Genomic DNA, 15042 nt, shown 5'->3' with positions numbered 1-15042 from the left:
ACCTCACTCCCGGATCGTTCCTAGCCCAGAATCTCTCTCAACTCGGACCGCCCGGACACACGCAGCTTTTCGAACAGCTTTCCCAGATGCCAGTCCACGGTACGGGCTGACAGATTCAGTTCACCGGCTATTTCGGTCCGTGTCTGGAACCCTCTTGCCAGGTGAACCAGCCGGGCTTCAAAATCGCTGAGCCCTTCCAGCATCCGTTCGAGACTGTGCTCCCGGCGGAGTTTACGATAGGCGTTGTTTTCAACACCAGCGGCACTGCGAAGCACGCTGGGCGCCGGCGTGGCGCCTCCCTGCTTGCGTACCAGTTGGGCTGCCAGGTAAGCCAGGCGGTGATTGCCAAGTGCTGCCGCGCCCTGCGCTGCCTCAAGCAGCAACCGGGGATCCCCGTCGGCCACGCCCTGGCCATACGCTTTCAACGCTTCGGCCCACCGACCGGATGCCGCGCCAGCAACCCCGGCCAACTCGGCCGCCGCCCGCTGGTCCCCCTGAGACACAGCCGCTTCAAGGCAGGCCAGCGCAAAGGAGGTGTTCCCCCGCTGGTTCGCCTCTTCAGCCATCTGGGTGAGCCGCTGTGGGGCCGCCCCGCTTTCCTGGGCAATGGTCCGGAAGTATTCACTGATCTTTTCGACATGCCAGGACGGCTTGTGCCTGAAACGGGGCGCCAGGTCCAGGTACGCGGCAGCCTGAACGGCGTCCCCTCGTTGGGCGTACACGTAGGAGACCAGTGCAGCTGCGAGGGGGAGCAGGTCTGCAGGGTCGCGGAACCTCAGCTGGCACAGTCCCGGCACCAGCACATCCAGTGCTGCGTCGTTTTCGCCGGCGGCGGCGTGGATGAACCCTTTGGCCAGTTCACCGGCAGTTCCCCGGTAGGATTCAGGGATTCCGTCACTCAGCGCTTGAACGAAGCCGGAGGCGCGGTCCAGTTCTCCTGCCGCGTAGAAGGCATAGAAGACGCGGGTCACCAGAGTACTCTGGTCAGCAGCTTCCATCGGAGCCTGCAGCAGTTCCCATGACTGCTCGATCAGCTCTACAGCCTCCTCCGCCCGTCCTGTCATAGCCAGTGATTCTGCCGCCATGGCAGTCGACAGGGCCCTGAACCTCTCGGGAGTATCCCGGCGGTCACGGATGCCCAGCAGGGGCTCGACGGCCGCGTGATAGTCGCCGCCGGCCATCCACACCTCCGCCTGCACCAAGGTGAGGGCTGCCTCCCTCTCGGCAGGATAGCCAGTCCCCGGCGGTGGACGCAGCCCGTCCAGGACCTCCTGCGCGTTGCCTTCTTTTGGCAGGCTGCGCAGCAGGACAGCCTTGAGCAGCATCAGCTCGGTCCATCGTTCCCACCGGGTGGCCCGAAAGCCCTCTTCGGATTGCCTGAGGATGCTCAACGCGCGCTGGTTCTCGCCCAGGGCGTTCAGGGCACGGACTTCCTCAATCAGCAGGTCCTGGTGCGGTCCGTCTCCGGCGACGGACTGGGCGTAGAGCAGTGCGGCGCAAGGCCTGCCCATTCCGTTCGCCAGCTTGGCAGCACGCAGCACGAGGTCCGGGTGCGGCGGGCCCTCGCAGGCCAGCGACCATGAGACATAGGCAGTGACGGTAGCAGGGTCCAGTTCCACTTCGCGCTTGATATGGGGTGTTACCTGCTGCCACAGCTGATGGCTGCGTCCCAGGGGCACGTTTTCGGAGACAACCGTGGCCAGCAGCGGATCGTTCAACCGCATCATCGGAGTCCTGCCGGTGGTAAGTTCGACCACGCCGGATTCCTGCAGTGAGTCCAGAGTTTCGGGCGCTGACAGCTCCAGCATGAGCGGCACCGGCAAACTCTTGGTGAAGGCCAGTATTTCCACTGCCCTGAGCTGCTCCGGCCGGAGCCTGGCCACCTCAGCGGAAAAGAGCTCCGCGATGGAACCTGTATGTACATAGGAGCGGGCCATTACCCAGACGCCGTCCGAAAGAACCAGCCGCTTCGCCTTTACCTGGTCTTTCGTCATCAGGATGGTGTGGTGCGGATTGCCTCGGGTCTGAATCCACATCGCTGTCCCGGCGGGCTCTGATACGGGACGGCCCAGCACGTGTTGCATGAGTGCACGGACGCCGCTTGGCGGCAGGGGCTCAAGATCTGTCCTCTGGAGATAGCCGTGAGACCAGAGTTCAAGGATTTCCGGCTCGGCGTTGAGGACATCCCTGGCCGTGGCTATGACGGTAGCGTTTCCGCCCCGCACCAACTGGGAAAGAACAAGGGCCGAAGGGGCGTCGAGCTGGTCTGCGTCATCCACAACTACCAGGAGCGGTGCTTTGCCGGCTTGCAGCTGCAAAAAACGCTGCACCTCCTGCAGCACCTGTACTGGATGCAGCTGGCCGGCATCGGGAAGTTGGCTCAGCCACCTGGCCATGGCGCCGTAAGGGGTTTTGCGCGAAACCTGTGTCCCGTGCAGTTTGAGGACATAAAAGCCTGACGCGCTCTCGGCAAGGGCTTCTGCCAATGCCGTCTTCCCGCTTCCGGCCGGGCCGACGATCAGGACGCCCCGGCGACCGTCACGTTCTGATTTGAGCTTGTGGAGAACGGAGTCCCGGCCAACAAGTGCTACGTCTGTCTTGCCGGATGTCATGCCGCGCCAGCCAATTCGCGCGGCACTTCTCGCCGTTCCATGTGTCTCCCCCGCAGTGCCCCATATCGATGTGTGAAGCGCTGCCAGCAGCGCGAGTCACTGGAGTCACAGTACGCTCCATCTACCTCCATAGGAAGGTATAGACGGAGCGTGTTAGATATGTCTTGGACAGGCAGCGACCGGCATCCTCAGACAGCACGCTGGCGTGGGGGATGAAAAGGGACCGGCGCCGGGATGGGGGTGGCCCAGTCTCGGAGGCCTCCCGACGCCGGCCCCGCTCAGGAGCCCGAAGGCTAGGGCCAGTCTAGGCCCGGCCCATGGGGCAAACAATGCCCCAAAGGGGGGCTGGGAACACTGGTTAATTACCCGAAAATTGCCGGGGTCCTACTCGTATGCCGTGACCTGCGGCTATGCCGGAAAACTCAGTTCAGGAGCCGGTATGGAACTTCTGCTGGGCGGCTGTGAGTCCCTCGGAAAGGAGGAGTTCAACGGCATCCGCACCGTCGGAAACCAGGAATGGAAGCTCTTTGGACTCAACGCTGCCGAAGTCCTTCAGCACGTAATCGGCCGTTTCCATCCGGCCGGGAGGGCGCCCCACACCGATGCGCACACGGAGGTAGTCCTTGGTGCCCAGCGCCTTGGAAATGTCGCGGAGTCCGTTGTGTCCGCCTTCTCCCCCGCCAAGCTTCAGCTTGACGGTGTTGAAGGGAATGTCGATCTCGTCGTGGACGGCCACGACATTCTCAGGGTCAATCCCGTAGAAACGGGCCAGGGCAGAGACCGGTCCGCCCGAAAGGTTCATGTACGTCAGGGGTTTGGCCAGGACCACTCGCGGGCCGCCGATGCCGATGCGGCCCTCTAGGACCTGGGCACGTGCCTTGTGCGATTTGAACGTGCCGCCCATCCGGGACGCAAGCTCGTCAAGGACCATCTGGCCGACATTGTGCCGGTTACGGCTGTAGCCGGGCCCGGGGTTCCCGAGCCCGGCTACAAGCCAGGTGCTGCTGTTCAAAGAGGACTATGCCTCGTCAGCGGGAGCAGCCGGAGCTGCGGCTGCTTCAGTCTCAGTGGTTTCGCCGAGGTCCTGGACAGCGGACTCGGAGATGTTGATGACCATGGTCTCGGGATCGAGGAGGAGCTCGACGCCGGCAGGCAGTTCCAGGTCCGAAGCGTGGATGTGCTCGCCGGCCTTGCGGCCTTCGATGCTCACGGTGATGGTTTCCGGCAGGTTGGTGGCGTCAGCGGAGACCAGCACAGTGTTGGCTTCCTGGTTGAACACGTTGGCACCCGGTGCCAGTTCGCCTTCAACGTGGACGTTGACCTCAACCTCGACCTTTTCGCCCTTGCGGACGGTCAGGAGATCGATGTGCTCGATGATCTGCTTGATCGGATCGCGCTGGATATCCTTGGCCAGGGCCAGGTGAGCTTCACCGTCAACGTCGATGTCCAGCAGGGCGTTCGGGGTGCGGACGGCCAGCGTGGTTGCCTTGGCCGGCAGCAGGATGTGCATGACGTCGGCGCCGTGGCCGTAGATTACTGCGGGGATCTTGCCGGCGACGCGTGCCTTACGGGCTGCACCCTTGCCGAATTCGGTGCGGATGGTGGCTGCGAGCTTCTGCTCAGACATTGCTAACTCCTGTTGTGGTTCTTCCGGGATTTCAGTTGCCTATCCGGCGCCGGTATCGGAACGAACCAAACTGCATCGTCTGCGCCCCTGAAGGGAACGCGTGCAGTTGAGAAGTTGCCAGCCACCGTCGATAACGGAGGTCCTCCGGGAAATTCCGGGGCCTCCCTCGCCTAGGCATCGAAGACCATGTTACCAGCTTCCCGGCGTCGCACTCTCCCGCGTTCCGCGCACCGCCCCCGGCAAAATCCCTCCCCAACCACCGAGAGGCCAGTTACGGCTGGTTTGAGCGCTCAAACCGGCCGTAACTGGCCTCTCGATGAAAAGGGAACGCGGGAGGCTAGGCCTTGCCGTCGAACAGACTCGTGACTGAACCGTCTTCGAAGACCTCACGGATCGCGCGGGCGATCAGCGGTGCGATCGAGAGCACGGTCAGCTGCTCGAAGCGCTTGTTGACCGGGATCGGCAGGGTATTCGTGACGACGACCTCGCGGGCGCCGGACTCGGCCAGGGTGCGTGCAGCCGGATCGGAGAACACAGCGTGGGTGGCCGCGATGATGACGTCCTTTGCACCGGCCTCCTTCAGCACGCGCACGGCGCCGGCGATCGTTCCGCCGGTGTCGATCATGTCATCGATCAGGACGCAGGTGCGGCCTTCAATCTGGCCTACAACCTGCTTGGAGACGGCCTGGTTCGGGACGGTGAGGTCGCGGCTCTTGTGCACGAAGGCCAGCGGGGCGCCGCCGAGGCGCTCGGCCCACTGCTCGGCAACGCGGACCCGGCCGGTGTCCGGGGAAACCACGGTGACGTTGGCGACGTCCACGCGGGTGCGGATGTAGTCAGCCAGCAGCGGGATGGCCATCAGGTGGTCAACGGGGCCGTCGAAGAAGCCCTGGATCTGCGAGGTGTGCAGGTCAACGCTCATGATGCGGTCTGCGCCGGCGGTCTTGTACAGGTCCGCCACCAGACGGGCGGAGATCGGCTCGCGGCCGCGGCCCTTCTTGTCCTGGCGGGCGTAGGGGTAGAACGGGGAAACCACGGTGATGCGCTGGGCCGAAGCGCGCTTGAGCGCGTCGATCATGATCAGCTGTTCCATCAGCCAGTTGTTCAGCGGTGCCGGGTGGGCCTGGATAACAAAAACATCCTTGCCGCGCACGCTCTCGCCCGGACGCACATAGATCTCGCCGTTGGCGAAGTCATAGGCAGCCAGAGGCAGCAGCTCCGTGTCGAGGCACTTGGCCACTTCCTCCGCCAGCTCAGGGTGTGCCCGTCCTGTGGCTAGGACAAGCCTTTTTTCACCTTGTGCGGTGATTACGCTGCTCATGACTGTTCGCTTTCTCGCGTGGGGATATCAGTACCGGAGAGGGAAGTCTGTGTCTGGGCGCGCTCGGCGGCCTGCGCTGCAGCGGAGCCGGGACGGTTGGCCGGCACCCAGTTCTCGAGGTTGCGCTGGGGCGCCACGTTGATGGCCAGCGAGCCCGCCGGAACGTCCTTGCGGATCACCGTTCCAGCTCCACTGTACGCCCCGTCCCCCACGGTGACGGGCGCCACGTACATGTTGTCGCTGCCCATCCGCACGTGCGATCCGACCGTGGTGTGGTGCTTGTTTACGCCGTCGTAGTTGACGAAGACGGAGGCTGCGCCAATGTTCGAGTGCTCGCCGATGGTGGCGTCCCCCACATAGGAAAGGTGCGGAACCTTGGAACCGGTACCGATGGTCGCGTTCTTGGTTTCCACGAACGTGCCGATCTTGCCCCGCTCCCCCAGCCGGGTTCCCGGGCGCAGGTAGGCGAAGGGCCCGACGTCGGCTCCTGCCCCGATCACGGCGTCAGAGCCGTGGGTGCGGACCACCTTGGCGCCCTCGCCGATGCTGACGTTGGTGAGAGTGGTGTCCGGGCCGACGACGGCGTCGCGAGCCACCGTGGTGGTGCCGTGCAGCTGGGTGCCGGGCAGGATCGTCACGTCCTCGTCCAGGGTGACGGTGGAATCGATCCAGGTGGCTGCCGGGTCCACGACGGTCACGCCGGCACGCATCCAGCGCTCCAGGTTCCGCCGGTTGTGCTCGGCGTTCAGGGCTGCGAGCTGCACGCGGTCGTTCGCGCCCTCGACCTGCCACTGATCCGTGGTGACAACGGCGGCAACCCGGCCGCCTGCCGCCCGGGCAATGGCCAGGACGTCGGTCAGGTACATCTCGCCCTGGGCGTTGTCCGTGCTGACCCCCGCCAGGGCCGAACGCAGCACAGCGGCGTCGAACGCGTAGATGCCGGAGTTAATTTCGTTCACGGCCAACTGCTCGGCAGTGGCATCCTTCTGCTCCACGATTCCGGTGACGGTTCCGTCTTCGGCCCGCAGTACCCGGCCGTAGCCGGTGGGGTCCTCAACACGGGCAGTGAGGACGGTGACGGCGTTGGAGTCCACGTTGTGCACTGCCACCAGCTCGCGCAGGGTGGCCGCTTCCAGCAGCGGCACGTCGCCGTAAGTCACGACGACGGTTCCTTCCAGCGGGGTGAGGGCGTCAATGGCTTCGACGGCGGCCTGGACTGCCCGGCCGGTTCCCGGGACGTCGTCCTGGTCAACGATCAGGGCTCCCGGCTGCTGCGTGCCAACGTGTTCCGCGACCTGCTCGCGTTCATGGCGAACCACGACGGCGAGGGTGCGCGGGTGCAGCGCCTGGGCCGCGTTCAGTGCGTGGCCGACCATGGAAACGCCGCCTACGGGATGCAGGATCTTCGGGAGGCGTGACTTCATCCGGGTGCCTGCCCCGGCGGCCAGGACAATTACGGCGGCCGGACCGGCTTCGGTCTTCGTTCCGGTACTTTGCGGTTCCTGCATGCTCACGAAAAAGCGCTCCTACACGTTGTCCGGAAGGGGGTCGGGGCGATGCTCCCTGCCCCAGGTTGAGGCTGCCGCCTTTGCGTTCCGCCCATAGGATTCGAACCTATACTCCACGGCTCCAAAGGCCGGGGTGCTGCCGTTACACCAGGGCGGAAAGTATGCAGCGCCGGCTGCACACAAGAGTCAAGTTTGCCACGTCTTCGGGCTCGTCCGCGACTTGGGCCAGCGCCGGCCGCCGGGGGTGCCGGCGCGGGAATGCGTAGACTGGGACAGTGGCGAGAATAACAGCGGCGCGCTCCAGGCCCCGCATGACCGGTATCCAGCGGAGGGCCCAGCTGATCGGCGTCGCCCGTTCCCTCTTCGCACTGCGCGGACTTGAGGGTGCCACGATCGAGGACATCGCCGCCGGCGCCGGAGTCTCCAAACCCGTGGTCTATGAACACTTCGGTTCCAAGGAAGCCCTGTACACGGAGGTTGTCGACACCGAATTCGACCGGCTCCTTACTGCCATCACCGAGGCACTGGGCGCCGACGCCGGTCCCCGCGTCCTGCTGGAGCGGGCCGCCTATGCACTCCTGGACTACATCGAAAACCACACTGACGGTTTCCGCATCCTGGTCCGCGATGCTCCTCCGTCCCAGCCCGAAGGCACCTTCTCCACGCTGCTCTCGCGCATCGCCGCAGACGTGGAGCACATTCTCTCCAAGGAATTCGGCAGCCGCGGCCTCAGCGCCGAAGTCGGCGGAATGTATGCCCAGATGCTGGTGGGCATGGTCGCGATGACCGGGCAGTGGTGGCTGGATGCGCGTTCTCCGGACAAGGCGACGGTGGCCGCGCATCTGGTGAACCTGTCCTGGAACGGACTCACCGGCCTGCAGAAGGAACCCGCACTGGGCTACATTCCCGGAGCCGGAGCGCCTGTGGTCCTGACCCTTTCGGCAGTCCTGCTGCGGGACAGCGAGGGGCGCATCCTGCTGGTCCGCAAACGCGGCACCCGCCGCTTCATGCAGCCCGGCGGCAAGCTTGAACCTGGTGAAGATTTCCGTACTGCCGCTGCGCGCGAGGTTAATGAGGAATTGGGGCTCGACGTTGCGCCGGAGGATTTGTCCGACATTGGCCGCTGGTACGGGCCCGCTGCGAATGAAGCCAATACGTTCATCGATGCCGGCCTCTTTGGGCTGAACGTTCCGGGTCCGTTTGGAAGCGGTGCTGCCAAGGCACCCCAGGCTGCCGCGGAAATCGAGGAAACCCTCTGGCTGACCCCGGCGGAGGCCTTCGCCCGCAACGACATTTCCCCGCTGCTGCGCGATCACGTGCTGCCCCAGCTGCTGGCCCAGGAAAACCCGGCCCCCGGCGTCGACGGCTAACCCCTGCAGCTTTCCCTCTCACCGAAATAGCAGAAACTGCCCGTTTCAGCGCCGATACGGGCAGTTTCTGTCATCTCGATGGAGGTTATTCCAGGATCTCCGAAGCCTCGAGCCACTCCATTTCCAGTTCCTCCTGCTCGGCAGCAACGGCCTTGAGCTTGGCGTTCAGGTCTGCCAGCCGTTCGAAGTCGGGGTTGCCGCCGGCAGTTTCGGCATTCATCTGCTCATGGACCTTGTCGGCCTGCGCGGCCAGCTTGTTCAGCTGCCGCTCAATCCGGGTGAGGTCCTTCCGCGCCGTACGCTTGTCCGCCTCGGAGTACAGGCTGCCTGCCACGGCCGTGGCCGTGGCGCTTCCGTGGGCAGCATCCGGACGGGAGGCACCGGCCTGCGCCGCGCGGGTGGCCTGCGAGGCCCCTCCGCCGCCCGCTCCTCCGGAAGCCAGCGCTGCTTCGCGCAGCTCAAGGTACTGGTCGACGCCGCCGGGCAGGTCCCGGAGCTTGCCGTCACCGAGCAGCGCCATCTGGGTATCCGTGACGCGTTCGAGCAGGTACCGGTCGTGCGAGACCACCACCAGGGTTCCAGGCCAGCCGTCCAGCACGTCTTCGACGGCTGCGAGGGTGTCGGTGTCCAGGTCGTTGGTCGGTTCATCCAGCATCAGCACGTTCGGCTCCCCCACCAGCAGGCGGAGCAGCTGCAGCCGCCGGCGTTCTCCGCCGGAAAGCTCGCGGACCGGTGTCCACTGGCGCTGGGAGCTGAAGCCCAGCTGTTCCACCAGCTGACCGGCGGACAACTCGCGTCCGCCAACGTTGAAGACCCGCTTTTCCTTCTCGATGACCTCGATAACGCGCAGGTCCGCGACTTCATCCAGCTCCCGCACCTCCTGGGTGAGGACAGCCGTCTGCACGGTCTTGCCGCGCTTGAGCCGGCCCGACGTGGGTTCCACTGTTCCGTTGAGCAGGCGCAGCAGGGTGGTTTTGCCGGCGCCGTTCACACCCACGATTCCCAGCCGCTGGCCGGGAGCAAGGCGCAGGGTGATATTGCGGAAGAGTTCGGTGTCCCCCAGGGTCAGTGAGACCGACTCAAGGTCCAGCACGTCCTTGCCCAGCCGCGCCGTGGCCATCTTGTTCAGCGAGAGGGTGTCCCGGGGCTCGGGAACATCGGCGATCAGGGTGTTGGCGGCCTCGATCCGGAACTTCGGCTTGGATGTCCGGGCCGGTGCGCCGCGGCGCAGCCAGGCGAGTTCCTTCTTGATCAGCTGCTGCCGTTTGCCCTCAACGACGGCCGCCGTGCGGTCGCGTTCGGCCCGGGCCAGCACATACGCGGCATAACCGCCGTCGAAGGGATCGACGACGGCGTCGTGCACTTCCCAGGTCCGGGTGCAGACTTCGTCAAGGAACCAGCGGTCGTGGGTGACCACCAGCAGCGCGCCGTCGGTGGCGCGCCAGCGCTGCTTCAGGTGCCGGGCCAGCCAGGCGACGCCTTCGACGTCGAGGTGGTTGGTTGGCTCATCCAGCATGACGACGTCGTCGTCCCCCATCAGCAGCTTGGCGAGGGCGACACGCCGCTTCTGCCCGCCGGAAAGCGAGGAAACCTTGGCGTTCCAGTCCACTTCCTGGACCAGCCCGCTCATGACGTCGCGGATCCGCGGGTTGGAAGCCCATTCGTGGTCCGCGGCATCACCGACGATCGCGCGTCCAACGGTGAGTTCGCCGTCGAGCACATCGGATTGGTCCAGGTATCCCACGGTGACGTCGCGGCGGCGGGTGACCCTGCCGCCGTCGGGCGTCTGCCGCTCTGCGAGGAGGCGCATCAAGGTCGATTTGCCGTCGCCGTTGCGTCCCACCATGCCGATCCGGTCGCCCTGGTCCAGTCCCAGCGAGACGCCGTCCAGGATGGTGCGGGTGCCAAAGGCGATGCTGAGGTTTTCAGCGCCAAGCAGGTGTGCCAATCGGAGCTACTTTCGTCGGTGGTTCAGGTGATGTCAGCCGGGGCGGTGACTTCCGCACCGCGGGCCGGGCCGTGCACGGCAAGGGCGTTGTGCCCCTCGGCACGCAGGGCCGATTCGAGGTCCGCAGCTGCCGCCGCGCCGCCGGCCAGGAAAGCAAGGGTGGGGCCGGATCCGGACACGATCCCGGCGAGTGCACCCAGTTCCCGTCCCCGGTCCAGCACAGGTGCCAGCTGGGGCGCCAGTGACAGTGCGGCAGCCTGCAGGTCGTTATGGATAACGCCGGCCAGCGCGGCAGCGTTCCCGGACCGGACTGCTTCCAGGACCCGGGGATCGGCTGCAGCTGGTTCGGGGATGTTTCTGCCCGCACGCAGTTCATCCAGCCGCCGGTACACCCCCGGCGTGGACAGCCCGATCGAGGAAGCGACCAGCACCCAATGCAGGGACGCTTCCGCGTCCAGCGGGGTCAGCTGGTCTCCAACCCCCAGCCCGACGGCGGCTCCCCCGGCAAGGGCGAACGGCACGTCCGCGCCGAGACCGGAAGCAATCGAGGCCAGCTCGGTGTGTGAGAGGCCGGTTCCCCACAAGGAGTTGCACGCCATGAGGGCAGCGGCCGCATCCGCGGACCCGCCTCCCATGCCGCCGGCAACGGGAACCCGCTTGGTGATCAGCAAATCCACGGCCGGGTCCCGGCGGCCGGTCCGGTGCGCCAGCTCCGCAGCCGCACGGGCCACGAGGTTATCCGGTCCCAGCGGGATGCCGTCCACGGGGATCCGCAGCGGTCCGCCGCCTTCAACGGCAACAGTGATTCCGGACTGCCCCGCAGTGGCCCGGACGTCCTCCAGCAGGCTCACTGCCAGATAAACGCTGGCCACGGAGTGGTAGCCATCCTTACGGAGCGGCCCCACCTGCAGGGAAACGTTGATCTTTCCGGGCGCGCTGACGCTCGCCGTGTGGATGCCCGGGATGCTCATGCTGCGTGCCGCGCCTCCGCGATCCGGGTGTAGGCATGGATATCCAGCACCTCACCGCGGGCACTGGGGTCGACTCCGGCAGCCCGAAGCGCCCGCTCGGCCTCCGCCGGGCTCCCGGCCCAGCCGGCAAGGGCCGCGCGCAGCGTCTTCCGGCGCTGGGCAAAGGCCGCATCAATGACGGCGAACACTTCCTCCCTGCTGGCGGTCGTGTCCGGCGGCGTGTGCCGCTCAAACCCGACCAGGCCGGAGGCAATCTTCGGTGCAGGCCAGAAGACGTTCATCCCGATTACGCCGGCCTTGCGCATGGTCCCGTACCAGGCTGCCTTGACCGAGGGCACGCCGTACGTCTTGGAGCCCGGCTTCGCCGCCAGCCTGTCGGCAACTTCGTCCTGCACCATGACCAGGCCGTGGCGCAGGCTTGGAAAGTTCTCCAGAAGGTGCAGCACCACGGGAACGGCAACATTGTAGGGAAGATTCGCGACCAGGGCGGTGGGCTCCGCGGGCAGTTCGGTCACCCGCATGGCATCGGCCAGGACCACATGCAGGTTCTGTGCTTCCGCCGGACGCCAGGTGCGGACGGTCTCGGGGAGCCGTCCAGCCAGTACCGGATCAATCTCGACGGCGACCACCTCGCGGGCCGCATCCAGGAGGCCGAGGGTCAGGGATCCCAGTCCGGGTCCAACCTCCAGGACGGTTTCCTCCGGGTCCAGCGACGCCGCCGCAACAATCCTGCGGATGGTGTTCCCGTCGATGACGAAGTTCTGTCCGAGGGTTTTTGTGGGGCGGACATCGAGTTCCTCGGCCAGCGCCCGGATATCGGTGGCGCCGAGGAGCGGCTTGGGCCGGGAAGCGGGCGTCGAAACGGAATCAGTCACTGCCTAATACTAGCGCCAGAGCCCTGCTTCTCCGGTGTCCAAGGACCTTTCGCCTAGTCGGGCCAGTCCCCAACCCGCGTCCTCGAGCACTGCACCGGATGCATGGGGTACGTGTTCATGCGATTCCTCCTCGGTTGTCCCTTTTGCTCTCCCGCGGCTTAACACCCGCCGGTAGCATTCGAGCCTTGGCGGACTTAAGTCTGCCGCACCAAGGCGAACGGCGGATATGGCGATGGGCAAAACCTTTGGCGAAAAGCTTAGGACTGCACGGCGGGGTCGCTTCCTCAGCCGTGCCGAACTGGCTGCGCCGATGCTGCGTGAGCGCGACGTTTCACTGCTTGAAGCCGGACGCCGGGAACCGGGACCCGGCGCGATCCAACACTTTGTGCAGCAGCTTGCAGCAGCCCCGGGCGCCCTCCGGCGGCCGGGCGGAACAGCGAGTGCGCTCTACCTCTCGCTGAGCGCCTCCCAGTCGTGGGACGAACGGAGCTACCGGCACTGCCTGGATCAGGCTCTGGCCGGGGCAGCCGCCGCATTGGCTGAACAGGACGTGGACGAATGGTGGGACCTGTCCTTCCTCGCCGCACGCTCCCAGCTCAAATTGGAGAACTATGCCGGATGCATCCAGCAGGCGCAGCTGCTGGCACGGCACCCGCTGGCCCTGAGGCGGGACCCGCTTCGCGCCCGTGCCCGGGCACTTCTGGCAACGGCGTATCAGGGCTCAGGCAACCTGGCCCAGGCTGTCAGCCAGGCGAAGGCGGCAGTCGCGGCAGCCGAGGGGGCCCCTGCCAAAGGCGGCGTGGTCCTTCTTGAGGCGTACCAGTGCCTGGCAGCTGCCCTGACCGAAAGCGGGAAGGTGGCGGAAGCCTGGGAGATCTGCCGCGTCCTGCTGCTCCCGCTGCTCGACACGGTGCCTGATGCCACCGCAGCAGGCAAGGGTTTCTGGACGGTTGGAAACGTGGCTTTCCGGCGCGGTGACAGCACAGGCGGCCAGGCGTTCCACCAGCGGGCCGCCACGCTTCTCAGCCCCCGGCAGGACCTTGAGCTCTGGGCCTCCTTCAACAAGGCATCGGCGAGCATGCGGCTCTCCTCGGGCCTGCACGATGACATGACGCTGGACTGTATGCAAAGAGCGCAGGCGGCTCTCGCCGTCGTCGGTGAATCCTCATCCGACACCCTGGACCTGCTCCACTCACGCGGCCGCTGGCAGCACCTGCGGGGGAACAACGTCGAAGCGGTCATCCTCCTGTCCCAGGCGTACGCCGAGCGGGAGCGGCTGGCGCCGCAGACAGCAGCAGAGGTTGCCCTTCAACTGGGCATCAGCCTGGCGTCACTCGGCGAGAGCCGGCAGGCAGCCGAGCGCCTGCAGGAGAGTGTTGCCCTGTTCCTCAGGGCCGGTGCAATGGACCGTTCCGGACATGCATCAGCCCTGGCAGAGTCCCTTGTCCAGGACTGCCAGGGCTGATGCGGATTCAGTGGTCCGGCCGGCCGGGCCTAGAGGAGTCCGAGCTTCCGCGCGCAGGAGGGCCAGTGACCCCAGCCGCCGTTCGCGCGGAGGTTCTCCGCGACGGCAATCTGCTGCTCGGGTGTCGCGTCGCTCGCTACGGGGGCGTAGGCGCCGCCTCCGGCTCCGATCCAGCTCTGCGTGCTGAACTGGAGTCCGCCGTAGTAGCCGTTGCCGCTGTTGATGTGCCAGTTTCCGCCGGACTCGCACTGGGCGAGCGCTGCCCAGGTGCCTCCGGCCGGCGCGGTGCCTCCAGCCGGCGCAGCCGGCGCGGGACGCTTCTTGGTCCCTACGGCTACGGTCTCCGCAACCGGTGCCACGTTGAGTGTTTCGCTGGCCAGGCTCCTGCTGACTTCGCGTCCGTCGAGGATGACCGTGTTGAAGACGAGCGTGCGTTCGCCCGGGACACCGGCTGCCGTGACGTTCTTTTCGCCTTCGAAGAGTTCCGGGTCCTCGACCGAACGGGTCTCGTAGGGGACAGCTTCGGTGACGGTGTCCTGGGAACCGGTCAGGACGCGGGTGACTTTAAGGACCATGCCGTCAGTGATGTCCGCGCGGACAGGAACCGAGATCCGGTCCGCCGGAGCAAGCTCGGTGCCGGTCTCCTGGAGAAGTTCGCGGACCGTGCCGGCCGTGGTCTCAACCTGAGTGGTTTTGCCGTCTGCTACCAGCAGGACTGACTTGGGGGTGGAGATGGAGAGCCCGGTCAGCTTGGTGAGCGAAGTGTCCAGCGAGGCGGAGAGGGATGACTTTGTCGAGACCCGGAGTTCGGAGACCAGGTCGGCGACCGTCGCTCCGGTGGTCTGGATGGTGTGGCCTGTGCCGTCGACGTTCACGTCAACGGTCTTGGCAGTGATGACTTCGATCGTGGTGCCGTCCTGCACCTCGGTGCCGGGAGCGGGAACAACGAGGTCCGCCGCAGCCAGCTGGATGTCGGCCTTTTCCAGGACGTCCTCAACGGTGCCGCCGAAGGTCAGGATGTCGCTGGATTCGCCGTCCACTTTCAGGACGACGGACTTGTTGGTGCCGACAAAGGCCACGAGCCCCAGGATGAGGGCCACCATGACGGCGGCCTGGCCGCCGAGTTTGAGCCCGCGCCTCACGAAAGAAGTTGCCACGCCAATTCCAAACTTTTACAGCTCCCGGGCACGGGGACATGGCACAAGCCGGGCGTACTCCGGGTCTCACGGAGCGCCGGCGGGTGCAGGCAGGGACCGCTTTGCGTCTGCGCACTCCGCCGGGAGGCAGGGGCACACAGCATTGCAGAAGTGGTATCAGTCCGGCAGCCTTCCCCGACCCCGGCTAA

General features: G+C 65.8%; 11 protein-coding genes, 1 tRNA gene and 1 pseudogene. 3 read left to right on the top strand and 10 right to left on the bottom strand.

All coding sequences use genetic code 11. The annotated features are described in order from the left end of the window. Window positions 1-20: 20 nt before the first annotated feature. The 6 genes from NF551_RS04915 to NF551_RS04890 all read right to left on the bottom strand — a co-directional run bounded on the left by NF551_RS04915 (window position 21) and on the right by NF551_RS04890 (window position 7225). On the bottom strand, window positions 21-2612 hold the full coding sequence (locus tag NF551_RS04915) for an AAA family ATPase (RefSeq protein WP_227895091.1): 2592 nt from the start codon (window positions 2610-2612) through the stop codon (window positions 21-23). Window positions 2613-3039: 427 nt separating this feature from the next. Further along, complete coding sequence (gene pth, locus NF551_RS04910; protein ID WP_227895092.1) at window positions 3040-3624, bottom strand: aminoacyl-tRNA hydrolase; 585 nt, start codon at window positions 3622-3624, stop codon at window positions 3040-3042. A gap of 6 nt (window positions 3625-3630) precedes the next feature. Further along, window positions 3631-4239, bottom strand: a complete 609-nt coding sequence (locus NF551_RS04905) for a 50S ribosomal protein L25/general stress protein Ctc (RefSeq protein ID WP_227895094.1) — start codon at window positions 4237-4239, stop codon at window positions 3631-3633. Window positions 4240-4576: 337 nt separating this feature from the next. Continuing rightward, window positions 4577-5560, bottom strand: a complete 984-nt coding sequence (locus tag NF551_RS04900; protein WP_227895096.1) for a ribose-phosphate diphosphokinase — start codon at window positions 5558-5560, stop codon at window positions 4577-4579. After that, window positions 5557-7068: a bifunctional UDP-N-acetylglucosamine diphosphorylase/glucosamine-1-phosphate N-acetyltransferase GlmU gene (gene glmU / locus NF551_RS04895; protein ID WP_227895335.1), complete on the bottom strand. Its 1512-nt coding sequence runs from the start codon at window positions 7066-7068 to the stop codon at window positions 5557-5559. The genes NF551_RS04900 and glmU overlap by 4 nt, the downstream gene beginning before the upstream one ends. Window positions 7069-7153: 85 nt before the next feature. Beyond that, window positions 7154-7225 (bottom strand) — tRNA-Gln (locus NF551_RS04890). Between the two features lie 154 nt (window positions 7226-7379). Between NF551_RS04890 and NF551_RS19030 the strand changes: the two are divergent. Both NF551_RS19030 and NF551_RS19025 read left to right on the top strand, forming a co-directional pair. Continuing rightward, window positions 7380-7964: pseudogene (locus NF551_RS19030) on the top strand (TetR/AcrR family transcriptional regulator); the annotation flags it as partial. Window positions 7965-7991: 27 nt separating this feature from the next. After that, a complete protein-coding gene (locus NF551_RS19025) occupies window positions 7992-8438 on the top strand; it encodes an NUDIX hydrolase (RefSeq protein ID WP_252604994.1) in 447 nt (148 codons plus the stop codon). 85 nt (window positions 8439-8523) lie between these two features. Here the strand turns inward: NF551_RS19025 and NF551_RS04875 are convergent, their stop codons facing one another. The 3 genes from NF551_RS04875 to rsmA are packed head-to-tail and all read right to left on the bottom strand — an operon-like array spanning window position 8524 to window position 12232. Beyond that, window positions 8524-10386 (bottom strand): ABC-F family ATP-binding cassette domain-containing protein, encoded by a 1863-nt coding sequence (locus NF551_RS04875; RefSeq protein WP_227895098.1) that lies wholly within the window; start codon window positions 10384-10386, stop codon window positions 8524-8526. A 23-nt stretch (window positions 10387-10409) separates the two neighbouring features. After that, window positions 10410-11357, bottom strand: a complete 948-nt coding sequence (locus tag NF551_RS04870; RefSeq protein ID WP_227895100.1) for a 4-(cytidine 5'-diphospho)-2-C-methyl-D-erythritol kinase — start codon at window positions 11355-11357, stop codon at window positions 10410-10412. Further along, the gene (rsmA, locus tag NF551_RS04865; protein ID WP_227895102.1) at window positions 11354-12232 is read right to left on the bottom strand and encodes a 16S rRNA (adenine(1518)-N(6)/adenine(1519)-N(6))-dimethyltransferase RsmA; all 879 of its coding nucleotides are present in this window, start codon (window positions 12230-12232) and stop codon (window positions 11354-11356) included. The genes NF551_RS04870 and rsmA overlap by 4 nt, the downstream gene beginning before the upstream one ends. A gap of 226 nt (window positions 12233-12458) precedes the next feature. Here rsmA and NF551_RS04860 point away from each other — a divergent pair, with 226 nt between their 5' ends. Further along, a complete protein-coding gene (locus NF551_RS04860) occupies window positions 12459-13697 on the top strand; it encodes a helix-turn-helix domain-containing protein (protein ID WP_227895104.1) in 1239 nt (412 codons plus the stop codon). Between the two features lie 29 nt (window positions 13698-13726). On the opposite strand, the gene NF551_RS18960 is transcribed toward NF551_RS04860, so the two are convergent. After that, window positions 13727-14854, bottom strand: a complete 1128-nt coding sequence (locus NF551_RS18960; protein WP_279324718.1) for a resuscitation-promoting factor — start codon at window positions 14852-14854, stop codon at window positions 13727-13729. Window positions 14855-15042: the final 188 nt, after the last annotated feature.

It is taken from the genome of Arthrobacter caoxuetaonis, assembly GCF_023921125.1.
Lineage (GTDB): Bacteria > Actinomycetota > Actinomycetes > Actinomycetales > Micrococcaceae > Arthrobacter_B > Arthrobacter_B caoxuetaonis.
This window is presented reverse-complemented; position numbering and strand designations above follow the sequence as displayed.